Source organism: Pseudomonas sp. YNh (assembly GCF_037993085.1).
GTDB lineage: Bacteria > Pseudomonadota > Gammaproteobacteria > Pseudomonadales > Pseudomonadaceae > Aquipseudomonas > Aquipseudomonas putida.
Window position 1 is genome coordinate 161300 of record NZ_JBBMRJ010000005.1, and the last position, 23253, is coordinate 184552.

Here is a 23253-nt window from a genome sequence, read left to right on the forward strand (position 1 = left end):
CCTGGTCGGGCAAATATCAGAAGGTGCGGAATCATATCAAAGTTGCGCGGTTCTTAGGCGCATCGCCCATTTGCATGAAAACCGCTCATGTTGATGACACGGTTAACAGCACCCGGCACGACCAGGCAACAATCGTGATAGCTTTTTAGAATCAGGACTTTTCGCACATGGTGCATCGTATCCTTGCCGGCGCCTTCGCCCTGCTCATCAGCGGCGCGGTGTTCGGGCAAGCCCCCCAGTCGAGCCCGGCTATTTCCTACACCCGGGACATTCAGCCGATCTTCACCGAGAAATGCGTGGCCTGCCATGCCTGCAACGACGCCGCCTGCCAGCTGAAGCTGGAAAGCCCCGAAGGTGCGGTACGAGGGGCCAGCAAAGTCCCGGTCTACGAGGGCGACCGCAGCAAGGCGGTGCCCACCACGCGGCTGTTCTACGACGCCCACAGCGAAGAGCAATGGCGCAAGAAAGGCTTCTACTCGGTGCTCGACAACCAGGGCAGCCAGGCCGCGCTGATGGCGCGTATGCTGGAGCTGGGGCACAAGACCCCGCTCACGCCCAACGCCAAGCTGCCCGAGGAAATCGTCCTGGGCCTGAGCCGCAACAACATGTGCCCGTTGCCTCATGAGTTCGACGCCTATGCGGGTGCGCACCCCAAGGAGGGCATGCCGCTGGCGGTGACCGGGCTGACAGACAAGGAATACGACACCATGCGTCGCTGGCTGGCGGCCGGTGCGCCGGTGGAGTACCAGCCGATCAAGCCCAGTGATACCGAAGCCAGGCAGATCGCCGACTGGGAAGAGCTGCTCAACCGCCCAGGTTCCACCGAGGCGCTGGTTGGCCGCTGGCTTTACGAGCATCTGTTCCTGGCGCACATCTACTTCGTCGGCGGCGAGCAGGGCCACTTCTTCCAATGGGTGCGGTCACGCACGCCCAGCGGCCAGCCGGCCGACATCATTGCCACGCGTCGCCCCAACGACCCACCTGGCACCGACTTCTATTACCGCCTGATCCCGGTGCAGGGCGTGATCGTGCACAAGACGCACATCACCTACCCGATGGGGCCGCAGAAGCTCAAGCGGGTGAAGCAGCTGTTCTACGCCGGCGACTGGCATGCCGCCGCGCTGCCAGGCTACGGCCCGCGTCACCGGGCCAACCCGTTCGAAACCTTCGAGGCCATCCCGGCAGTGGCGCGCTACCAGTTCATGCTGGATAACGCCGAGTACTTCGTGCGCACGTTCATCCGTGGCCCGGTGTGCCGCGGGCAGATCGCTACCGACGTGATCCGCGACAACTTCTGGGCATTGTTCCAGGAGCCGGCCTTCGACCGCTATATCACCGATGCCAAGTACCGTGGCGAGGCCACGCCGCTGCTGGCCATGCCCGGGCAGATCGATGACGTGGGCAGTGTGCTGAGCCTGTGGCACGCCTACCGCGACAAGCGCAACGCGTATGAAAAGCTGCGCCGCGACGCCTATGCCGACATGCCGGCGCCGGGCTGGTCGACCTTGTGGGCCGGTAACGACAACGCGCTGCTGAGCATCTTCCGCCATTTCGACAGCGCTTCGGTCAGCAAGGGCCTGATCGGTGATGTGCCGCAGACCGTGTGGCTGTTCGACTACCCGCTGCTGGAACGCACCTATTACCAGCTGGCGGTAAACTTCGACGTGTTCGGCAACGTTTCGCACCAGTTGCAGACGCGCCTGTACTTCGACCTGATCCGCAATGGCGCCGAGGTGAACTTCCTGCGCCTGATGCCGGCCGACCATCGCCAGGCGATTCTCAGCGACTGGTACCAGAACAGCGGCAAGGTGAAGATGTGGATGGATTATGAAGACATCGACAGCGACACCCCGAGCGGCATCAAGCTCGACCCACGCGACCCCAAGCGCGACTTTGGCCTGAAGCTGCTGCAGCGCACCGGCAGCCTGAATGCTGCGCCCGACCCGATCAACCGCTGCCAGGGCGCGTTCTGCTCACGGCCGCAGATGAGCGAAGAGTTCCGCAATGCCGAGCAGTCACTGAGCCGCCTGGTGTCGCGCCCGGCTGCCGGGCTGAAGGTGATCAACCAGTTGCCCGAGGCGACCATGCTGCGCATCGAAGGGCAGGGCGGCCAGCGCCAGGTGTACAGCCTGCTGCGCAACCGCGCGCACAGCAACGTGGCGTTCCTGCTGGGCGAGGCGTACCGCTACCAGCCGGGGCTGGATACCCTGACGCTGTACCCGGGCGTGCTCAGCAGCTATCCCAACTTCATCTTCAATGTGCCAACCAACGATGTGGCGGAATTCGTCGAGGACATGGAGTATGCGAAAGACGATGCAGCCAGGTTCGAGCGCATTGTCATGCGTTGGGGTGTGCGCCGCAGTCACCCTGACTTCTGGCGCTACTTCCATGACCTGAACAGCTTCATCAAGGAGACCACGCCGGTCGAGGCGGGTGTGCTGGACATGAACCGCTATGAGAACCTCTGATCGGGTAGGCTGACCTTTCCGAGTACCCTGCGGTCGGAAATGGTGGGTGGTCCGGGGGCTGCTATGCAGCCCGGTTGCCGGTGAGCGCGGTCCCTGTGGGAGCTGGCTTGCCGGCGATGGAGCGCAAAGCGCGCCCGAAGGCCTCAATACACCGGCAAGCGCAGGGTATTTCATGCTGTATTCGCTTCAGGCACTGCGGGCGTTCGCCGCCTGGGTGGTGGTGTGCCACCATTTCATGCAGATCTTCTTCGACTTCCACGCCACCGGTCCTGTGGGCCAACTGCTCACCGACCGTGGTGCCGTGGGTGTCGACATCTTCTTCGTCATCAGCGGGCTGGTCATCTACCTGTCGACCCGCGACAAAACCATCGAACCGCGCCAGTTCCTGCTCAATCGGGTGCTGCGTATCGTCCCTGCCTACTGGTTTTACACCGCGTTGATGGCCGCTTTGCTGCTGGCCTTCAGCCAATGGATGCCACATCAGGAATTCGCCTGGCATCACATGCTCCTGTCGATGCTGTTCATCCCGGCGGAAAACCCCGGTGGCTATGGCCTGTACCCGACCCTGAACGTGGGCTGGACGCTGAACTTCGAGATGTTCTTCTACCTGCTGTTCGGTTTGGCCTTCCTGGTACGCCAACGGCATCACCTGCTGCTGGTTACCGTCGCGTTGTTACTGGTCAGTGAGGTGCTGGGCCGGCTGGGTGTGCTCAGCCGCTTCTACAACAACGACATTATCTACGAGTTCCTGCTCGGCATTGGCCTGGGTGTGTTGTACCGCCGTGGCCTGATCCGCGAGGGGCGTTGGCTGCCGCTGGTGGTGCTGGGGGTGGCGGGCCTGGCCATCTATCACCTGGATGCGTCCCAGCGCTTGCTGCACTGGGGCGTGCCGAGCGCGATGATCGTGCTGGCCTTCATCTCCCTGGAACCGGCCTTCCAGGGAAACCGGCTGCTCAAGGCCTTGGGCGACTGTTCGTATTCGGTGTACCTGGTTCATGTGCTGGTGCTGTACGCCGGCTGGTTCGCCAGCGAGCGGCTGCATTTGAACCCATACCTGGTGTTCGCCCTGTGCGTACCGTCCATTGGACTAATGTCGTGGTTCAGCTACCAGTGGCTGGAGCGCGGCCTGTACCGGCGCATGCAGGCCTGGCTGGCGGCGCCACGGGGGCAGGCCGCGGAATATGCGCTTTCCCGAGTCAAATGCTAGGACTTTGTTCGAGGAGCCGGTTGGCGTACACTTGGCGGCAAGTCTGTGAGGAACCTACATGAGCGATATAACCATTACCGACGCCGCCCATGACTACCTGGCCGATCTGCTTTCCAAGCAGAACACGCCTGGCATCGGCATTCGAATTTTCATCACCCAGCCGGGCACTCAGTACGCAGAGACGTGCATTGCCTATTGCAAGCCGGGCGAAGAGAAGCCTGACGACACCGCCGTGGGTCTGAAGAGCTTCACCGCTTACCTGGACGCAGTCAGCGTGCCGTTCCTGGAAGACGCACTGGTCGACTACGCCACCGACCGCATGGGTGGCCAGCTGACCATCAAGGCACCGAACGCCAAGGTGCCGATGGTCAATGAAGACAGCCCGATCAACGAGCGTATCAACTACTACCTGCAGACCGAGATCAACCCCGGGCTGGCCAGCCACGGTGGCCAGGTCAGCCTGGTGGACGTGGTCGACGACGGCATCGCGGTGCTGCAGTTCGGTGGTGGTTGCCAAGGCTGCGGCCAGGCCGATGTTACCCTGAAGGAAGGCATCGAGCGCACCTTGCTCGAGCGTATTCCGGAGCTGAAGGGCGTGCGTGACGTGACTGACCACACCCAGAAAGAGAACGCCTACTACTAAGGCCGATGCACCTGCATGGCTTGTGTAAGGGCGGCTCTCTTAGCAACAAACTGTTACGGTTTCAACCCCTGCGACAACAGGCCGCAGCCCGTATTCAAAGGGCTGCAGGCCATACCCGCGTTCGTCGGGTAGAACCGCTTTGGGTGTCATGCAAGAATGCCCCGGTTTTTCAGCCGGCCCGTCCCGAGGGTCGGCACCTTCCCTGTAAAGGATGGTTTCATGAATGATCTATTTACCCGGCGCGCGGTTGTCGCCGGGATGGGCGTTCTCGGGCTTGGCCTGCTGGCAGGCTGCAGCCCGGCCCGCGGGCTCGAGTTCAAGTACGGCAAGAACATGAGCAACGAGATCCTTGGGCGCAAGTTCCGCCTCAAGGACCCGCAAGGCAATGTGCGCACCCTGTCGAGCTTCTACGGCAGCATGCCGATGATCTTCTTCGGGTTCACCCAGTGCCCGGCGGTTTGCCCGACCACCCTGGCGCGCGCGGCACAAATCCGCAAACTGCTGCGCGGTCGTGACCGCGACCTGTTCCAGGTGGTGTTCATCACCTTGGACCCGGAGCGCGACACCCCCGAAGTGCTCGATGCCTACGTCAAGGCCTTCGACCCGTCGTTCACCGCACTCACTGGCACCCCCGAAGAAATCGCGGAAGTGGCCAAGGAGTTCAAGGTGTTCTACGAGAAGGTCCCGGCCGGTGACACCTATACCATTTCTCACTCGTCCACCAGCTACGTCTACGATACGCGTGGCACCCTGCGCCTGAGCCTGGGCCATTCCCTGAATGCCAAGGAATGCGCCGAAGACCTGGTCACCCTGATGGAGATCTGCTGAATGTCGATGCAACCGATCAAACGCGGCCTGGCTGCCCTGGCACTGATGGGTCTGGCCCTGCCGGCCCTGGCCCAGGCTACCGTGAGTGATGCCTGGGTCCGTGCCAGCGTGCCGCACCAGCAGTCCACCGGTGCCTTCATGACCCTGACCGCCAGCAGCGATAGCAAGCTGGTGAGCGTGGCTTCGCCCGTGGCCAAGACCGTGCAGGTGCACGAGATGACCATGAACGGCGACGTGATGGGCATGCGTGAGGTGAAGGCTGTCGAGTTGCCGGCCGGCAAGGCCGTGACCCTGGACCCGAATGGCCTGCATGTGATGCTGATGGGCCTGAACAATCAGGTAAAGGAAGGCGATAAAGTGCCGCTGACCCTTACCATCGAAGATGCAAAAGGTGCCAAGGAAACACTGGACGTGCAGGCAGAAGTGCGGCCGCTCAACGCTGAGGCGGGCGGTGGGCATGACCACATGCACATGAAGCACTGACCGACCAAAGGGCCGCGCTTAGCGGCCCTTTTCTTTTTCAGCGGCGCCTTTCAGCTACGAAAGCGCGGCAGCGGCCTGTCGAGCGTCAGCGAGGTCAGGGTCTTTCGAACCTGGGCCTCATCGGCCTCCAGTGCCTTCAGGCTGGCGCGGATCTTGCCGGCGGCGGGCACATCGCCCTGCCGGTCGATCCAGTCGGCAATCTCCTTGCAGGCACTGTTCAGGCAGGCCTGGCGCTGGTTCATCAGCGACAGGAGGGTGGTGAGCTCTCTTTCGGACATGGCAGGATCCTCCATTCAGCCTTGTCAGTGTAGCAGAGGGTTGGCGGGGCTCCCGTTGCCTCTGCAGGAGTTGCCGAAGAGGCGAAAATGAACGCTCCATTGCCCAAGTAACACCGAGTTACTGTTTTGGACGAATAAACACAGTGTTTAAACCGATGCCGCTACGCGGCATGGGGTATCAACCTTAACTGCTTGATCTGGTGTGCTGCATAGTTCTGTCATGCAGTTTTGCAGACCTAGGCCCGCTTTCGGCATCGGTTGACGCGTGTAGGAATATTCTCAGCCTGATTCTTCCTGCGCTGGCCGTGCCCGCTATGGTTACAACTTCAGCATTGAGCCCGGTGGTGGATGAACTCTAAAGTCAGTCGACCTAAACCGCTGGCTCAGGAATACAGCCATTATGCAGGCGTTGAGTCGTAACCCCGGAACACGTTCTCTGGCGTTGGGCTATTGCTTTTCCAAATGTGGTGAATTTGCCTTCGAAGCTGCGTTTGCCGTGGCAATCGTGTCCATGACCGAGGCGGATCTGCTTTTGATTGGCATCGCCTATTTCTTCCGCTACTTGCCGAGCATGGTGTTTTCACCCTTGGGGGGCTGGCTGGCGGATAACGCAGACAAGAAACGAACACTATTTGCGGTCGAGGCGGCCAAAGGCCTGCTGGCACTTGCCTTCTTTACCTTGTTCAGCTTGTCCTCACCCGTGTTGCCCGTCCTGGTTGGCCTTGCGATGCTGATGACAGCGCTCGAATGCCTTTATGTGCCTGCGTTTCGCGCGTACTTTCCGGACCTTGTCGAAAAGGCCCAGCTGGCCTCGGTGAACAGCGGTATCCAGGTGATCGAGGATGCTGCCTCGATTATCGGGCCGTTGGTGTTTTCGGCATGTGTGTTACTGCTGACTCGCGAAGCAACCTTTTTGTTCTTTGCGGGGTGCCTGGTGTTGTCGGCCATTTCCATCGCTACCCTGGGGCCTGCCAGGCAGGGCGCCCGGCAGGCATTCGATGGGCGCGCCATAGTCCGGGATGCGGCGCGCAGTGTCAGTCAGCTCAGGGTTAGCAATGCGCCTTTGTTTGCTGTTATTGGCTGCACCACGCTCTGTGCGATGTTCGCCACCTCGGTGATTCGCTTCATCCTTCCTGCGTCAGTGCTGGAACACTTCGCCTCTGAAGCGGCGGTGGGCTACGTATTCTCACTGCTTGCGGCAGGCACTGTGTTGGGTGGCGTGCTCTACACGCGCTTCAACCCGCGCACCACCGCACGATTGGTGGTGCGTTACTGGGGGCTGTACGGTGCACTGTTTTTTGCTGCAGCCGTGGCACTGCAATTCAACAACTGGCTGTTCCTGCTTATGTTGTTCCTGGTCGGCTTCATGGGTGCATTTGTCGATATCGCTATCGTGACCAACATCCAGTGTTTGTCGAGCGAGCATGAAGTTGGCCGGAATTTTTCCCTCTACTACTTTACTGCCGTCATTGGTGACGCCGTGTCAGGGCTGGTTGCCAGCCTGGTCTTTGTGCTTGCGGGGCCGGCCACCTTGGTCTGGATGACGTTCATGCTGTTCATCGCGCCAGTACGCTGGAACCTGAAAGCACATTCCCTGGATGGCGACAATCGTGGATAGCCCGACGCGCGGTGTGGCGCATGGGGCAAGCTTGAGTTGGCTTCAGGCGGGTAATACAGATTGAGCGCATGCCTGCCGATACGCCCCCGGCGTAACCCCATACGCCTGCTTGAACTGCCGGCTCAAATGGCTCTGGTCAGCAAAACCAAGGTCGAACGCCACCTCCGAAGCGGCCAGGCCGCTCTTCAGCATTTCCCGGGCGCGGGCCAGGCGCCGCTGCTTCAGCCAGGCGTGCGGTGGCGAGCCGGTGGCCTGGCGGAACACCCGGGCGAAGTGGAAGGGTGACAGGTTGACGGCCGCCGCCAGCGCTTCGAGCGAGGGTGGGTCGGCCAATTGGCTTTCCAGCAGTTCGCGGGCGCGGGCCACGGCCAGTGGTTCGTGGCCTGGGGCCGAGGGTTCGGCGCATTGCCCGTGGCGTTGCACCAGGGCCAGCACCGCCTGGCGCCACGCGGTCTGTTGCTGCAGGGCGCTGGCGCCGTTTTCGGACAACTGATGCAGCTGGCTGAAGGCGATGGCCAGGGCCGGGTCGTGGATCACGCTGTCCTTGAAGCTGGGCATGCCGTGGCGGCCCAGTTCCAGTTCGTCCAGTACACCGGTGACGCGCTCGTGCTCGGGGTAGAAGCCGCGATAGCGCCAGCCCGCCTCATGGGCGGTGGCGCCGGTATGCAGCTCGTCGGGGTTGATCAGCACCATGCTGCCGACCGGCGCCAGGTGCTCGCTGCCGCGGTGCCAGAAGCGCTGGGCGCCGGATTCGATCACCGTGAACACATAGCCTTCATGCACATGCGGGGCGAAGCGCTGCTGGAAGTAGCGCGCGTGCAGCATCTCGACGTCGCCCAGGGCCGGCGCCTGCCAGAGGTGTGTCTGCTCGCGCAAGGGCGTGGTCATGCCAGCCAGCTGCGCAGAAGGAAGAAGATCAACATGCTCACCAGCATGCTCAGCAACACGCTGCGGGTCAACAGTACCAGGGCGATGGCCACCAGTGAACCGAGCAGGTAGGGGTTTAGCAGGCTCAGGTTGAGCTGGTGGTCGGGCATGAAGATGATCGGGCCGCAGATGGCGGTGAGCATGCCGGGTACGGCAAAGCCGAGGAACTGCCGGGCATTGGAGCTCAGGCGCAAGGGCAGGCGTGGCTCAAGGAACGCGTAGCGGTTCAGGAACACAATGGCGCCCATGGCGAAAATCAGGATCCAGGTCATGCGCGGGCTCCGGCAAATTTCTGGCAGATGAACCCGGCGCTCATGCCCAGCAGGCCTGCAGCCACCAAGGCGGCCTCCCAATGCCAGTAGCTGAACAGCACCGAGCAGAACAGCGACACGGCTACACACACCACGGTAGCCAGGTTGCGCACCAGCGGCGCTATCAGGGCGACGAAGGTGGCGACGATGGAAAAGTCCAGGCCGAGTTGGTCGAGGTGGGGAATGTTCTGGCCCAGCAGGATGCCGGCCAGGGTGAACAGGTTCCAGGCAACGTAGAACGTCAGGCCTACCCCCAGGGCATACCAGCGGTTGAATTGCTGCTGGTCGTACTTGCTGGTCAACGCGAAGAACTCGTCGGTCAGCAGGAAGCCCAGGCCCAACCGCCAGCGCAATGGCTGGCTGGACAGCACCGGGCGCATCGACAGGCCATAAAGCAGGTGCTGCGAGGTCAGCAGCAGGGTGGTGAGCAGGATCGACGCCAGGTTGGCGCCGCCCTTGAGCATGCCAATGGCAACCAGTTGCGCGGCACCGGCGAAGACGATGGCCGATAGCCCTTGCCCCTGCCAGGCACTGAGGTTGGCCTCGATGGCCATGGAGCCGGCCAGCAGGCCCCAGGGGGCGACGGCCAGGGACAACGGCATGATGGCGATGGCGCCGTGGAGGAAGGCTTGGCGAGCGATGTGGGGCATGATGGCTGCAATGCGTGTACGAGGCAGATCAGCATGCCAGACGGGGCGGGGGATGGCTTGAACGATCTTGCTGCTCGACGCGGTTCCTTGCGTGAGGGACTGTCTTCGCAGTAATTGAAAGCTTGCGCGATCACTGTGGGAGCGGGCGCGCCCGCGAACACGGGCGAAGTCCGTGCCATACGCCGCGCCGCCTGCTTCGCGGGCATGCCCGCTCCCACAGGTACAACGCAGGCTTCAGCCTGATGCGGCAGCTGTGGGTAGGTCACGGATGGCGGGTCAGGTGTTGTTGCGCCGTCACGCAGCCGTTGATGTCCACGGCTTTCTGCAGCAGGCTCAGGCGGTGCGGTGGGTCCAGGTCGCCGAGCAGGCGGTACACCTCGGCCTGGTAGTCGCGCTGGCGCCCCCACAACATTTGCAAGCCTTCTGGCCGGCTGCGGCTGCAGGCCAGGCGGGTGGTCGGTTGCGGGTAGTAGGGGGCGTACACGGTGGCCATGCTGGGGATGGCCTCCAGCGCCGCACGGTATTCGCTGCTGGCATTGTAGGGCCGGCACCAGGTGGCGATCGCTGGCGCGGGTGCGGCAAACCCCTGCTTGAGACTGGCTTCGAGCAACGGACAAGCGGCATCCGGAATTTGCGCGGCGGGCAGGTAAGTCATGTAGTACAGCGCCAGGCGGTACTGGGCGACCGGATGGCCCAGCTCTACCGACTTTTTCAACAGGGCAACCGCTGTCGGCAGCGTATGGGCCATGGCCTGGCCCTGGCGGCTAAGCTCGGGATCGCCGCCCAAGGCGGTGCGCAGGGTACTGGTATCGTCGCCCTGGTTATCGGCCTGCTCAAGCAGCGGCAAGGCTTGGCGATAGAGCAGGTCGGCGTGAGGGTCGATGCGCACCTCCAGCGCGTGCGCAGCCAGCGGCATCAGGGCGGCCAACAGCGGGGGCAGGCGTCGCATGCGGCTCACAGGCAAGCCCCGTGGGCGGCCAGGCAAGGATGGGCGGCTTCGATGTTAATGGCGGTCAAGCGTACGCCTCTGGAAAATCGGAACGACGGCCTATTCTAGCCACCCAATGGGGGTGGCCGGAAGACCAGTCGACAACTGTCAGACGAGCTTGATCGGCGTGACCTTGCGTTGAGCGTGTTTTTCCTGGGCCAGGCCAAGCTTGGCGGTAATGACCTTGGCCAGGGCGTTGTTGCCCAGGTCGTTCAGGTGCAGGCGGTCGATGAACAGGTCGGCGCCGAACACTGGCGAGCTGCTGAGCATGCCGTTCATGTCATAGCAGGGCACCGGGTCGGCCTGGCTTTTGATGCGGCGGAAGAAGGCCGAGTGCAACTGGCTGTCGAATGCGCCGTCCAGCAGCCGGTCGAAGTTTGCCGGTTGTTGTTCCAGCGCCGCCAGCATGGCCTGCTCGCCAGCAGGCAGGGTGTCCCGGCACCAGGGCAGCAACGGCTGCAGGATGAAGGTGAGGGTAGCGTGGCTGTCTGCCAGCAGCCGGTCCCACTGACGCAAGGTGCGGCCAATGCTGTCGGCCGCGCGGGCCAGGCGCTTTTCCGGGGGCGAAAGCGGCCAGATGACCGGAGCTTGGGCCGCAGGCGTGGTCAGGGCCTGGCCGATGCGCCGCCACAGTGACGGCCTGCGGGGTGGTGCGGCAGGCTGCAGGCCTTCGCTGAAACTGTTGAGAAAAGCCTGGTAGGCCTTGGCGTGCAGTGGGTTGTTGGGGCTGCCGAGCACTTCACTCAGCGCTTCGTGGGCCAGGCTGTTGAGGCCGCTGAGCACCACCACGTGGCCGAGCTGGCCAAGGCGGTGCTGGTGAGTCAGGAACATAAGCAGCTCCTGGCTGGCATTGAGCCCGCAACCGGCCAGGCTCAGCCAGACCTCGCCGGTGAGCGCCGACAGGTGCGAGGCCACCGTGTGTTCGTCGGAGCTGGCGCCGATGCCCAAGGCCGTGGAGCCGCCGACCAGCAGGTTGATACGTGAAGCGCCGCCGCGTTCGGCCGCCGAAAAACGCTTCCCGGCGCAATGGCTGTAGCGCAGGCCAAGGGCATCGGTGTTGATGGTGCCGGAGCGGTAGCCGGTTTCATGCACGTGCACAGTGTGCGGCGCACGGCGGCTGCCCAGCAGCAGAAAGCGCTGGTAGTCCTGTTGCAGCGGCGAAGGAGGCGGGCTCATATCAGTCGCTGTCATGGTCTTTCCTTCTGTTGCAACGGGCACTTCGCATCAGGGTCAGGCCGCCAGTTCGTTAAGGTTGTACAGCAGGCCGCCGGCGGCGATCAGCAGCAGGGCAACGCCCGAAGCCAGGCTGATCACGCGGTTGCTGCGCTGCGAGGCGATTTTGCCGATGGCGAAGATGTACAGGCTGAGCACGGCGAAGTCGATGGCCACCCACAGCAGCGACAACACCACCATGCTTTTGCCGAACGACTCGGTGATCTGGATGAACTGTGGGAAGAAGGCGATGAAGAAGATGATGTCCTTGGGGTTGGAAATACCCACCATGAAGCCTTGCAGCAGCCCGCCACGCGCGGCCTTGGGCGCCTCGCTCGCCGCCTCCGGGGCCGGCGCCTGCAGGGCGTCCCTCAGCGTGCCCACGGCGATGTAGCCGATGAACAGGCAACCCAACAGGCTCATGGTACTGAGCCATGCCTTGTCGATGGCGGCGCTGGTGAGGATGATCCAGGCTGCGGCGCCGATCAGCACCAGTGAGGCCCAGTTGGTGCCAACGGCGGTGAACATGGCCTTGCGCGAGCCGGAGGCAGCCGCAGTGTTGACGATCAGCGCCACCACCGGGCCGGGGGTGGCGATGAGCAGCAGGACGGTGAGGGCATAGGTGAAGGTGAGTGCGGTATTCACGGTCAGTTCTCGATCAGTAAGTCGGGTGTCGCAGGGTGTGCGGCATGTGCGTGGAACGGGCAGCGTGACGGGTTGAGCGAGCCTGTCTCTTGCAGTTGGTATTGCTTCCATTCGTAGTTGTCGGTGTCGCCGAAAAAGCCAAGGGTGTCGGGCATGACGCCGTCGTTGTAGTGGTGCACGCGCTCGCGTATGCGCTCGCGGATGCGTTTGCCACTCTCGGTGTTGGCGTTGGCCACTTCGTCGAAGTTCGCCCGTGGATTGATGACGAAGGTGATGTGATGCCCCAGGTTGCGGCTTTTCATCTGCTGGTGGCCGGGGAAGTTCATGTTGATGAACAAGGGCATGCCGGCATAGCAGAACGACCAGCCGTTGTCGTCGGGGTCGGTGGGCATGCCTTGCGGCCAGGGGTGCGGGTCGCGCGCATGCACGCCACGCAACACCTTCCAGGCCAGCGCCTGCTGTTCGGCCAGGGTGTAATCGGCGGCGGTTTCGAGAAACACCACCAGTGGGCTGCCGATGCGCTGCTTGGGTGTGATCGGGGCGACGGTACCCACGTAGTCGGCCAGGCCCTGGGCGATGTCATCGGCCAGTTGCTCGGCGCGGGCGAAGAGGATGTGGCAGGTTTCGCCATTTACCGCCTTGCGGCCGAACAGGCAAGGGAAGTCGGGGTTGGCAAGGATACTGCGAAAGTGTTCTATGGTTTTGAAGGTCCAGTGTTGCGTATTGCATCCATGTTCAACGGCCTGCTCTAGCGCATCCAGGCGATAGCAATTTCCATATCCCGTAAACATGATTTCCCCAGGCGTTGATTAAGTGAACGTTCCAGTCATATGCAGGCAGGATCTTGGTTATGTTTATTATTTACCTGCATTTTCCGAGACGCTCTCGACGTTGTAAAACGCGTGGAACTATGACCTACTATTAGTCTTGTTCATGCTCGGGACGTCGCCATGTCGGAACGGATTCAGGCCTTGCACGCCCTGCGTGCCTTCGAGGTGGCCTCTCGCTATGGCTCTTTTACCCGTGCGGCGGAAGAACTGGCCCTGACCCAGGGGGCGGTCAGCCATCACATCAAGACCCTGGAAGCCCTGTTTGGCTGCGACCTGTTCGAGCGGCGTGGCCCGAAACTGAGCCTGACCGAGCACGGGCGCCTGCTGTCGCAGGAGCTGAAGGTTGGCTTCAAGATCATCGAAAATGCCTGCGCGTTGCTGCGCCAGGACCGCTACGGCCTGCGCCTGAAGGCGCCGTCAACGCTCACCATGCGCTGGCTGTTGCGGGCGCTGGATGCGTTCAAGAAGGCCGATGACAACTGCAGCGTGCAACTGTCCAGCGTTTGGATGGATATCGACACCGTGGACTTCTATTCCGAGCCCTACGACTGCGCCATCCTGTTGGCCAGCGGGCGTTTTCCCGCTGATATCGAGAGTTTCAAGCTGTTCGATGAATGGCTGATCCCGGTGTGCCAGCCCGACTACATGCCACAGCCTCAACCGGCCCTCGCAGACCTCGCCCAATGCGAGTTCCTGCACCCGTCACCCGACCGGCGCGACTGGCGACGCTGGCTGGCGCGGATGGGCGCACTGGAGATCAGCATCGACCAGGGGCAAGTGTTCGATACGCTCGACCAGGGCATTTCGGCTGCCCAGCAAGGCCTGGGTATTTCGGTGGTCGACCTGGTGCTGGCCAGTGCCGACCTGCAGGCCGGGCGCCTGGTCACGCCGTTCAAGCACGCAGTGGCCACCGGTGACGGGTACTACATGACCTGGCTAAAGGCCAGCCCTAAAGCGCGGCAGATGCACAAGCTGCGCGACTTCCTGCTGGGCCAGGTTCCACCACTGGCCTACAAGGACATCAATTACCTGTACGGTTGAACACCCGCTCGAGCATGAAATCGATGAACACCCGCAACTTCGGCGGCATCTGCCGCCCGGACGGCCACAGCAGATAGAAGCTGCCGCGCCGTTCCATGAAGTCGTCGAGCACACTGACCAGCGAGCCATTGGCCAATTCACGACCCACGTTGAAGTCCGGCAGACAGGTAATGCCGCGGTGGTTCAAGGCAAAGCAGACGCGTGTTTCGACGTGGTTGCAGACCATCGAGATGGGGATGTCATAGGCTTGCTCGGGATGCTCCTGGCGCAGCGGCCAGGTTTCCAGCTTGCCGTTGCTGGGGAATCGATAATGCAGGCAGGTATGCGCCGCCAGGTCGCGTGGGTGCAAGGGTGTGCCGCGTTCGCGCAGGTACTCGGGCGAGGCCACCAGGCGGTGCTGAAAGTGCCCCAGGAATTTGGCGCTGAGCCGGGAGTCCACCGGCTGCCCGCCGCGCATCACCACATCGAAGCCTTCGCCGACGATATCCACCATGCGGTCGGAGAAGTCCAGGTCCAGTTCAACCTGTGGGTACAGTGCCATGAACTCGGCCAGTGCCGGCATTACCAGTCTGGTCACCTGCGGCATGCTCACCCGCAGGCGCCCGCGCGGCGTTTCGCTGGCCTGCGACAGTTCCTGCTCGGTGGCCTCTATTTCGGCAAGGATGCGCCGGCTGCGCTCGAGGAACATCGTGCCTTCGGCGGTGAGGGTAATGCTGCGTGTGCTGCGGTGGAACAGGCGCACGCCCAGGCGGCTTTCCAGGCGCGCCACGCGTTTGCCCACGGCCGAGGCAGTGATGCCCAGCGACTGGCCGGCGGCGACGAAGCTGCGGGTTTCGGCCACCCGATTGAAAACCACGAACCCGCTGAGGCTGTCCATGTTGCATTCCTGATTGCGGACATAAATGTCCTGGGTGAGCGGCATTGTAACCGTCTTTTTCCGCAGTGGCCTTGCTTGCAGACTGTCCGCCTTGTTTTCCCACTCAAGGCAATTGCAATGTCCCGGACATCCTCCCCACCGTTGCTGGACGCCAGTAGCGAACGCCTGCCCCTCAGCGGGCTGCTGGCACTGGCCATGACCGGCTTTATCGCCATCCTCAGCGAAACCCTGCCGGCGGGCTTGCTCGACCAGATCGCCGACGGCATGCACATCAGCCAGGCCATGGCCGGGCAATGGGTCACGGCGTATGCCTTGGGCTCGTTACTGACCGCCATCCCGTTGGTGACGTTGACCCAAGGCTGGTATCGGCGCCGGGCGCTGTTGCTGGCGATCCTCGGCTTCGTGCTGTTCAACGGGCTGACCGCCTTGTCGGGCTCCAACAGCCTGACCCTGGTGCTGCGCTTTTTCACGGGGGCTGCCGCCGGCCTGGCATGGGGCCTGATCGCGGGCCATGCCCGGCGCATGGTGCCGGCACCGTTGCAGGGCCGGGCCATGGCGTTGGCGATGCTCGGGCAGCCGATTGCGCTGTCGCTCGGGCTGCCCATTGCCACCTGGCTGGGCGCTGGGCTGGGCTGGCGTGCAACGTTTGTGCTGGTCACCCTGGTGGCGTTGCTACTGGTGGTGTGGGTGCTGCGCTCGGTGCCGGAGTACCCGGGGCATGCCGCTGGCAAGCGCCCGGCGGCCATGCAGGTGTTGCGCACGCCGGGGGTGTTGATCGTGCTGCTGGTGATCCTGACCTGGATCCTTGGCCACAACATCCTCTACACCTACCTTGTGCCGCTGCTGGCGGCGGCGGGCATGGCTGGGGAAATTGGCGCGGTGCTGATGGTGTTCGGCCTTTCGGCGCTGGCCGGGATCGGCCTGGTGGGGATGCTGGTCGACCGACACCTGCGCAAGCTGGTGTTGCTGAGTTTGGCCGGTTTTGCCTTGGCCACGCTGGCATTGGGGCAGGCGTCGTCTTGGTTGATGTACCTGAGCATCGCCCTGTGGGGCTTGACCTACGGTGGCGCACCGACCCTGCTGCAGACCGCCTGTGCCGATGCGGCGGGCGAGGGCGGGGATGTGGCGCAATCGATGCTGGTGACAGTGTGGAACAGCGCTATCGCCTTGGGCGGGATCGTGGGTGGCGCGTTGCTCGTCGGGAGCGGGACCGAGGCCTTTGGCGGGGTGGTGTTGGCATTGATCGCGGTGGCCTTGTTGCTGACCAGGGCGGCGCGCAGAAGTGGCTTCGTGGCGGGGGCCCGCTAGCGTAGAATTGCGTTTTTCAGCAGAGGTCGACGCAGTGGAGTTGCAGCAGGGTTTTGTGCTGACCCGTCATTGGCATGACACGCCCGAAGGCACCTGCGTGGAGTTCTGGCTGGCAACCGATCAGGGGCCACGGCAGCTACGCCTGGCGCCACAGGTCTCGGTGGCGTTCATTGCGCAGACGCATGAGGCGCATGCGCGGGTGTTGCTGGCCAACGAGCCCGGCGTCGAGCTGCGGCCACTGGCCCTGAAAGACTTCGACCAGCGCCCTGTGCTGGGGTTGTACTGCCGGCAGCACCGGCAACTGATGCAGTTGGAGCAACGCCTGCGTACGGCGGGTGTCGAGGTGTTCGAAGCGGATATCCGCCCACCCGAACGCTACCTGATGGAGCGGTTCATCACTGCTCCGGTGCAGTTCACCGGCCAACCCGATGCCCAGGGCGTCCTCTGCGATGCCCAGCTCAAACCCTCGCCCGGTTATCGCCCGCCGCTGCGCCTGGTGTCGCTGGACATCGAGACCAGCGAGCGTGGAGAGCTGTACAGTATCGCGCTGGAGGGCTGTGGCCAGCGCCGGGTGTACATGCTCGGCCCGGCCAACGGCGATGCCGCCGAGCTTGACTTCGACCTGGAGTATTGCGCCGATCGCGCCGCTTTGATTACCCGGCTCAACCAGTGGATGGCCAGGCATGACCCGGACGCGATCATTGGCTGGAACCTGGTGCAGTTCGACCTGCGCCTGCTGCATGAGCATGCCAAGTCGTTGCAGGTGCCACTGACGCTGGGGCGCAACGGTGCGGCCATGACCCTGCGCAGCCATGCCGGTGGTGGCCACGTTTTTGCCGATGCGCCGGGGCGTTTGCTGATCGATGGCATCGAGGCGTTGCGTTCGGCTACCTGGAGTTTTCCCTCGTTCAGCCTGGAGAACGTTGCCCAGACCCTGCTGGGCGAAGGCAAGGCCATCGACACGCCGTACCAACGCATGGACGAGATCAACCGCCGCTTCGCCGAAGACAAACCGGCCCTGGCGCACTACAACCTGAAGGACTGCGAACTGGTCACGCGCATTTTCGCCCATACCCGGCTGCTCGACTTCCTGCTCGAGCGTGCGTCGGTGACGGGGCTGGCCGTGGACCGCAGCGGTGGGTCGGTAGCTGCGTTCTGTCACTTGTACATTCCACAGATGCACCGTCTTGGGTTTGTCGCGCCCAGCCTTGGCAGCCGCCCTGACGAAGCCAGCCCCGGCGGTTTTGTCATGGATTCGCGGCCGGGGCTTTACGATTCGGTGCTGGTGCTGGACTACAAGAGCCTGTACCCGTCGATCATCCGTACCTTTCTCATCGACCCGGTCGGGCTGATTGAAGGCCTGCGTCTGCCTGACGACGCACATTCGGTCGAGGGTTTTCGCGGTGGGCGTTTTTCACGCACACAGCACTGCCTGCCAGCCATCGTCGAACGGGTGTGGCAGGGTAGGGAAGCGGCCAAGCGCGAGGGCAATGCGCCGCTGTCGCAGGCCTTGAAAATCATCATGAATGCCTTCTATGGCGTGCTGGGTTCCAGCGGTTGCCGTTTCTTCGACCCGCGCCTGGCGTCGTCGATCACCATGCGCGGTCACCAGATCATGCGCCAGACCAGGTCCCTGATCGAGGCGTGTGGCTACGATGTGATCTACGGTGATACCGACTCCACCTTTGTCTGGCTCAAGGGGGCCCACGCCGAGGAGGACGCGGCGCGCATCGGCCGCGAGCTGGTGGCAAAGGTCAACCAATGGTGGCAAGCCCATCTGCACGAGACCATGAACCTGCAGAGCGCCCTCGAACTGCAGTTCGAGGTGCATTACCGACGCTTCCTCATGCCCACCATCCGCGGTACCGATGAAGGCAGTAAAAAGCGCTATGCCGGCCTGGTGCAGCGGGCCGACGGTTCGCAAGAAATGGTTTACAAGGGCCTGGAATCGGTGCGCACCGACTGGTCACCGCTGGCCCGGCAGTTCCAGCAGGAACTCTACGGCCGTGTGTTCCGCAGCGAGCCCTACCGAGATTATGTCCGCGAGTACGTGCGGCGAACGTTGGCCGGCGAGCAGGACGAACTGCTGGTTTATCGCAAGCGCCTGCGTCGCCCGCTGGCCGACTACCAGCGCAACGTGCCGCCGCATGTGCGTGCCGCACGCCTTGCCGACGAGTACAACAAACGTCTGGGACGCCCTCTGCAGTACCAGCGTGGGGGCTGGATCAGTTACGTGATCACCACCGCCGGCCCTGAGCCGCTGGAAAACCTGCAGGCACCGATCGACTACGATCACTACATCAGCCGTCAGCTACTGCCGGTGGCCGACGCCATCCTGCCTTTTGTCGGCGATGATTTCGTTCGCCTTACCGACCATCAGTTACTGCTGTTCTGAATGGGTGGTAGATAGCTAGGCGTCAGCATCACGCTGCAGTCTTCAGACTCGGGCCTCCATGCTACCGCGGAGGCAGAGATGCAGAACACGAGCAGTCAACCATCGGCTGCGGTCGATACCCTTGCCATGGCACAAGCATGCCAGGACCACTACATTGCACGGCGGCTGCCGGCCTGGATGAAGCGGCTGAGCATGGCCGAATTCACCCTGTTGAGCGAGGCGTTGCCTGAACTGCTGGCCTGTCGCGCAGGCTTGTCCTCAGCGCTGGCGCGGCTACGCAACCTGAGTGCATTCACCCAGCCCTTGCTGCAGCAAGCGCTGGGTACCCACGGCAGCCTTGATGTAGATCGCTTGTACTTTCGCCAGTGGTACACCTTCACTTCGCCGACGATCAATTATGTAACCAGTCGGCTTCCGGTTGTCGCCAACGACTACTACGACATACCTCTGCTCGAGGCCGCCTTGGGCAATTTCACCGCGCAACAGCAGCGCGACCAGCCGCCTGGTAATTGCCTGGTCGATGCGCATGGCGAAAAGCGTGCTGAACTGTCTGCAACGGCCTTCGCCAGGCTGTGTCGCACGCTGGACCTCGGGCAGAAATACCAGGCGCACCTGGATGACGTACTGCAGACCGAGGTCAAGGGATTACTGACACGACGGCAACGCTACAGCATGCTGGTGGATGCCTTGCAAGCCAGGGCGCAAGGCGTATTGAGCGCAGCCGAACTGCAGTGGGTGGTCGCGCTCTGCCTTGAGGACACCCTCAACAAACTTGAAGGTGCACCCGTTCGCGTGCGGCAGTTGGCGTTGTTCGGTTGCCGCCTGCAGCAGATCGTCGTGCTGGACGTGATCGACGATGGCGTGTTGTTCGACACCAGCAAGCGCGTGCTGGTCTATGTGCCGGGTGACCCGCATGGCCCCTGGAGCGTGCGCAGCGACCTGGATGAGTACGTCCGCCGGGTGCTTGGCAAACGCCTGCGCGAAGATGACTACCGGCGTTTCTTCAACCGCTTCGTGCGCCGACGCGACAGCCAGCGATTTTTTTCGGCCGTCAGTGAGCGGCTGGATGACGTGGCCGGCTGGGCGACCAGAGACCTCGATGAGCAGACCTTCGCTTATCGCCTGCCCCTGTTCGAACACCTTGCGAACGACTGGGTCGCGTGGATCAAGGACGATGCTGCCGTCATCGCCCCGCCCGTAGCCTTGCTTGATCGCGAGGTCCAGGCCGAACACGCCCGCCGTTTGCGTGCTGAAGGCTGGACGCTGTTGGGTGTTGCAGGGCTTTTCGTTCCGGCCATCGGCGCGGTGTTGTTGGGGGTGATGGCCTGGGAACTGCTACAGCAGACCTTCCAGGCGATAGGGGACTGGCAGGACAACGAACGCAATGCGGCACTTGCGCACCTGCTGAATGTTGGCAAAGGGCTGCTGGCTGTGGGGGCAACCGTTGCCGTCGTCGCCACCGCCCGACGCGCCTGGAGCGTGGTCGACAGCCTGGTACCGGCGCAGCTGGAAAGCGGGGAAGAAAAACTGTGGAACGCAGACCTCAGCCCCTATCGCGGCGAAAGCCCGCCAGCTACGGCAGTGCTGGACATGCAGGGTACGCACCGCCTGGGCGAGCGCCGCTGGATCAGCATGGACGGGCACTGGTATGAGGTGACCTGGCACGACGCCGATGAGCAGTGGCAACTGCTCCCCTATCAGGGCTATGCGCCGCCGCTGCGCCACAATGGCGCCGGTGCGTGGCGGCTGTGGTGCGAGCAGCCTGCCGAGTGGGACGACACACGCCAGTTGTTCCGTCGCCTGGGCGGGCCATTCAGCGACCTTGACGATGCGCAGGTCGACCGGTCGCTGGCGATCCATGGCCTCGATGATCAGCACGTGCGGGCATGGCATGTGTATGGACGACCAGCGGAGGCAGCACTGGTCGACACCGTCGCACGCGTGCGGCTCGCCGGCAGGATTGGTACATTGATCAACCAGTTGCGCGAGGGAGGGGTTACCGCAGACCCGTTGCTGATGGCGCGGGTCATGCGCCTTCCACAGGCGGCCGGAAAGCATGGGCCAGCGTTGGCCGATGTGGCTTGGGCTGGCCGACGGGAACTGCTGCAGACGGTGTACGACGAGCAGAACCCCGACACGGAAACCGGCCGCCTGTTACGGCAGGATTTCACCAGCCTGCACCGCTTGGCGGCGGATGAGGTGCTGCGCGATGCCAGCGAGGATGACGTGCAGCTGTTGCGTGAAACGGGGCGTGTGCCGTTGCTGATGGGCGAGGCTGCAAGGTTGCAGGTAGCGCGAATTCGAATGGCGCGGGTGTATGAGTCGCTATGCATCGACACGCCGCAAAACCTCGACCTGGCGCGGGTGGTATTGAACCTGCTGGTGCATGTGCCGGGCGCTGGCGGCCCGGGCTGGCGGTTGTTCGATGCAGATGCCAGCGAGCCGTTACTGACGGTCCAGGGATCGGGGCAGACGTTTGACCTGCTTCATCGCCATGGACTGTTCCGCCTGCGCGCCCGAACGCCCAGCGTTGTCGGTGAGACGGGCGAGTTGTTCGAAGCTTTGGCCGGCGGCTATGACGACGCAGCACAAGCGGCCATCGGCCAGGGTCAGCCTTTTGTGCCTGCGCTGCGCCAGGCGTTGACCAACGTTGCTTTCGACCGACGCCAGGCCGTGGTGAATCTGCTCAGGCTGGAACAGCCCAGCGGCTCGTTTCTTGCGCCGCAGCGGCTTGCGGATGGCCGGATTGGTTACCCCATGGCTGGCGGCAGGCTATGGGGGGCGCTAGGGCGAAACAGGCCTAGGGCATTTCAGGCCCGGTTGCGAGATCTGTACCCGGCCTTTACCGACGAACAGATCGAGCGCTGGTTGGCCTCAGGCGACGCGCAGGCCAGGTTAAATAGGCTGGAGCAGCAATATGGCGTGCTGAAGAGATACTTGACCAAGTGGGCACGCAGCGCCTTGCTATCCTCGGAACTGGTCGCACGGCGTGAATTCAGAAAGGGCCTGATCAACTGCTGGCGCTGTCTTGTGCCCGAACTGCAAGCGCAAGCGGCACTGGACGACGGGCGCTTCATGCTGACCCAGACGATCAGCCGCTTGGGCCATCTGCCAGCCCTGCCCGCGCCGGTGGGCTTTCCCCACGTCTCCATCCTGGCCCTGCGCTCCATGCGTGTGGAGCATGTTCCGGATGAGTTTCTGCAGGCATTTCCCAACTTGCGCAACCTCGAAATCACCAATTGCCGACTCAGGCGTTTGCCATTGCCGCTGGGGCTTGTCCAGAAGCTGGAGGTGCTCGACTTGTCTGGTAACCAGATCGCGCTCGACCAAGGCCAGGCATTGGTCCTGGCAGATTGCCGGTCCCTGGTGTACCTGAACCTGTCGGACAACCCGTTGCGCAGGGCATTTTCTGTCCTCGCCATGACCGAGCTGAATGCTCTTCACCTGGCCAACACACAGATACCCGAGTTTCCCTACGGGCTGATGGACGCGCCAGAACTGCATACCCTGAATCTCAGCGACAACCGTATTGCGGAACTGCCAGAGGGTTTTCATCGATCGCCGCTGTGGCGCTCGGGCAGGGTCGAGCTTTCCGGCAACCTGCTGCAGGACGCTCAGGATGGGTTATCAACCTGGCATTTGCTTGAGGCCAGCCGCGTGCCTTACCGGTTGCGCATTCTGGATGGGTTGCCTGGCGAACGTCGGGATGAAATGGCTGCACTGTGGGCCCATCTGGAGGCCGAGGAACAATCGGAAGAGTTCTTCAATACCCTGTCGATGCTGACAGAGTCGGGCGCCTTCAGTTTCTCATCGACCGCATCCGCGCTGGCGGCGCGGGTGTTCGACATGCTCCAGGCGATGTCGGAGCATGATGCCCTCAGGCAGGAGCTGTTCGAGCACGCTGCGGCGACCGGTTGCCAGGATAACGCCACCGCGCGTTTCGCCGACCTGGAACTGCGAGTGATGATATGGCGCACCAGGCACAGCGGATCTGCCCGGCCTGAACGGGCCTTGCTGAAGCTCGGTGCGCGGATGTGGCGGTTGGCGGTGCTTGAGCAAGTTGCCGCTGAACATGCGCAGCGGGTGGGGGCTGGGGCTGAATCGATCGAATTCGCCTTGGCCTATCGAATTGGCTTGCGCACGTCGCTGGATTTGCCTGGCCAACCCGATGAAATGCTCTATGCAGGTATCCCTGCCTTGGGTAAACAGGACCTTCTCCTGGCCCGTGAAAGGGTTCTGGCGCGACAGACCCGGGAGGGCATTGCTGATTACCTGTCACGCCAGTGGTTCTGGCAGGATTACCTGCGCAAGACCTTTGCGGTTCGCTTGCAAGTGCCCCCATCCATGCACGCTGAGCTGGAGCGGCTGATGGCACTGGGGAACCGGGACGAGGAAATCGCACGGCTGCAGATCCGCAATCAGCAACGCGAGCATGCGGTGTTGCTGCAGTTGACGCTGGAGGCGCTGGACCGGAATACGGTGCAGCGTGTGCTCAGCTAGCGGGTGGCCGGTTGTCTGGCCGCAGGCATTAGTTATATAGCGCC

At 62.8% G+C, this 23253-nt stretch carries 19 protein-coding genes; 10 read left to right on the top strand and 9 right to left on the bottom strand.

Annotated elements, in window-relative coordinates; all coding sequences use genetic code 11:
• Positions 1–167 precede the first annotated feature (167 nt).
• From WF331_RS06575 to WF331_RS06595, 5 genes are all read left to right on the top strand, one after another.
• Entirely contained in the window at positions 168–2468 is a 2301-nt protein-coding gene (locus WF331_RS06575) for a fatty acid cis/trans isomerase (RefSeq protein ID WP_016500490.1), read from the top strand.
• A gap of 172 nt (positions 2469–2640) precedes the next feature.
• Positions 2641–3675 carry an acyltransferase family protein gene (locus WF331_RS06580; RefSeq protein WP_340622746.1) on the top strand — a complete coding sequence of 345 codons (1035 nt, stop codon included), beginning with the start codon at positions 2641–2643 and terminating at the stop codon, positions 3673–3675.
• Positions 3676–3733: 58 nt separating this feature from the next.
• A complete protein-coding gene (gene nfuA / locus WF331_RS06585; protein ID WP_016500488.1) occupies positions 3734–4318 on the top strand; it encodes a Fe-S biogenesis protein NfuA in 585 nt (194 codons plus the stop codon).
• Between the two features lie 219 nt (positions 4319–4537).
• Complete coding sequence (locus WF331_RS06590) at positions 4538–5146, top strand: SCO family protein (RefSeq protein ID WP_016500487.1); 609 nt, start codon at positions 4538–4540, stop codon at positions 5144–5146.
• Positions 5147–5629 carry a copper chaperone PCu(A)C gene (locus WF331_RS06595; protein ID WP_340622747.1) on the top strand — a complete coding sequence of 161 codons (483 nt, stop codon included), beginning with the start codon at positions 5147–5149 and terminating at the stop codon, positions 5627–5629.
• A gap of 50 nt (positions 5630–5679) precedes the next feature.
• On the opposite strand, the gene WF331_RS06600 is transcribed toward WF331_RS06595, so the two are convergent.
• Entirely contained in the window at positions 5680–5907 is a 228-nt protein-coding gene (locus WF331_RS06600; protein ID WP_016500485.1) for a hypothetical protein, read from the bottom strand.
• A 400-nt stretch (positions 5908–6307) separates the two neighbouring features.
• Between WF331_RS06600 and WF331_RS06605 the strand changes: the two genes are divergently transcribed.
• Positions 6308–7525: an MFS transporter gene (locus WF331_RS06605; RefSeq protein WP_284364275.1), complete on the top strand. Its 1218-nt coding sequence runs from the start codon at positions 6308–6310 to the stop codon at positions 7523–7525.
• Between the two features lie 42 nt (positions 7526–7567).
• Here the strand turns inward: WF331_RS06605 and WF331_RS06610 are convergent, their stop codons facing one another.
• The 7 genes from WF331_RS06610 to WF331_RS06640 form a co-directional block, all read right to left on the bottom strand.
• Positions 7568–8413, bottom strand: coding sequence for an AraC family transcriptional regulator (locus tag WF331_RS06610; protein WP_241800942.1), 846 nt, complete (start codon positions 8411–8413; stop codon positions 7568–7570).
• Positions 8410–8724, bottom strand: coding sequence for an AzlD domain-containing protein (locus tag WF331_RS06615; protein WP_010953340.1), 315 nt, complete (start codon positions 8722–8724; stop codon positions 8410–8412). The genes WF331_RS06610 and WF331_RS06615 overlap by 4 nt, the downstream gene beginning before the upstream one ends.
• Positions 8721–9413, bottom strand: a complete 693-nt coding sequence (locus tag WF331_RS06620) for an AzlC family ABC transporter permease (RefSeq protein WP_049275400.1) — start codon at positions 9411–9413, stop codon at positions 8721–8723. Before WF331_RS06620 ends, WF331_RS06615 begins: the two co-directional genes overlap by 4 nt.
• Before the next feature lie 262 nt (positions 9414–9675).
• Positions 9676–10362 carry a sel1 repeat family protein gene (locus tag WF331_RS06625; protein ID WP_065426116.1) on the bottom strand — a complete coding sequence of 229 codons (687 nt, stop codon included), beginning with the start codon at positions 10360–10362 and terminating at the stop codon, positions 9676–9678.
• Between the two features lie 147 nt (positions 10363–10509).
• A complete protein-coding gene (locus WF331_RS06630) occupies positions 10510–11592 on the bottom strand; it encodes a hypothetical protein (protein ID WP_241801317.1) in 1083 nt (360 codons plus the stop codon).
• A 39-nt stretch (positions 11593–11631) separates the two neighbouring features.
• A complete protein-coding gene (locus WF331_RS06635; protein WP_016500479.1) occupies positions 11632–12258 on the bottom strand; it encodes a LysE family translocator in 627 nt (208 codons plus the stop codon).
• Positions 12259–12260: 2 nt separating this feature from the next.
• Complete coding sequence (locus tag WF331_RS06640) at positions 12261–13049, bottom strand: YqcI/YcgG family protein (RefSeq protein WP_016500478.1); 789 nt, start codon at positions 13047–13049, stop codon at positions 12261–12263.
• Between the two features lie 159 nt (positions 13050–13208).
• Here WF331_RS06640 and WF331_RS06645 point away from each other — a divergent pair, with 159 nt between their 5' ends.
• Entirely contained in the window at positions 13209–14129 is a 921-nt protein-coding gene (locus WF331_RS06645) for a LysR substrate-binding domain-containing protein (RefSeq protein WP_016500477.1), read from the top strand.
• Here the strand turns inward: WF331_RS06645 and WF331_RS06650 are convergent.
• A complete protein-coding gene (locus tag WF331_RS06650; protein WP_041168094.1) occupies positions 14110–15006 on the bottom strand; it encodes a LysR family transcriptional regulator in 897 nt (298 codons plus the stop codon). The genes WF331_RS06645 and WF331_RS06650 overlap by 20 nt on opposite strands.
• 117 nt (positions 15007–15123) lie before the next feature.
• Here WF331_RS06650 and WF331_RS06655 point away from each other — a divergent pair, with 117 nt between their 5' ends.
• The 3 genes from WF331_RS06655 to WF331_RS06665 all read left to right on the top strand — a co-directional run bounded on the left by WF331_RS06655 (position 15124) and on the right by WF331_RS06665 (position 23209).
• Positions 15124–16314 (top strand): MFS transporter, encoded by a 1191-nt coding sequence (locus WF331_RS06655; protein ID WP_340622748.1) that lies wholly within the window; start codon positions 15124–15126, stop codon positions 16312–16314.
• 34 nt (positions 16315–16348) lie between these two features.
• Positions 16349–18709: a DNA polymerase II gene (locus WF331_RS06660; protein ID WP_340622749.1), complete on the top strand. Its 2361-nt coding sequence runs from the start codon at positions 16349–16351 to the stop codon at positions 18707–18709.
• Between the two features lie 78 nt (positions 18710–18787).
• Positions 18788–23209 carry an NEL-type E3 ubiquitin ligase domain-containing protein gene (locus WF331_RS06665; protein ID WP_340622750.1) on the top strand — a complete coding sequence of 1474 codons (4422 nt, stop codon included), beginning with the start codon at positions 18788–18790 and terminating at the stop codon, positions 23207–23209.
• Positions 23210–23253 lie beyond the last annotated feature (44 nt).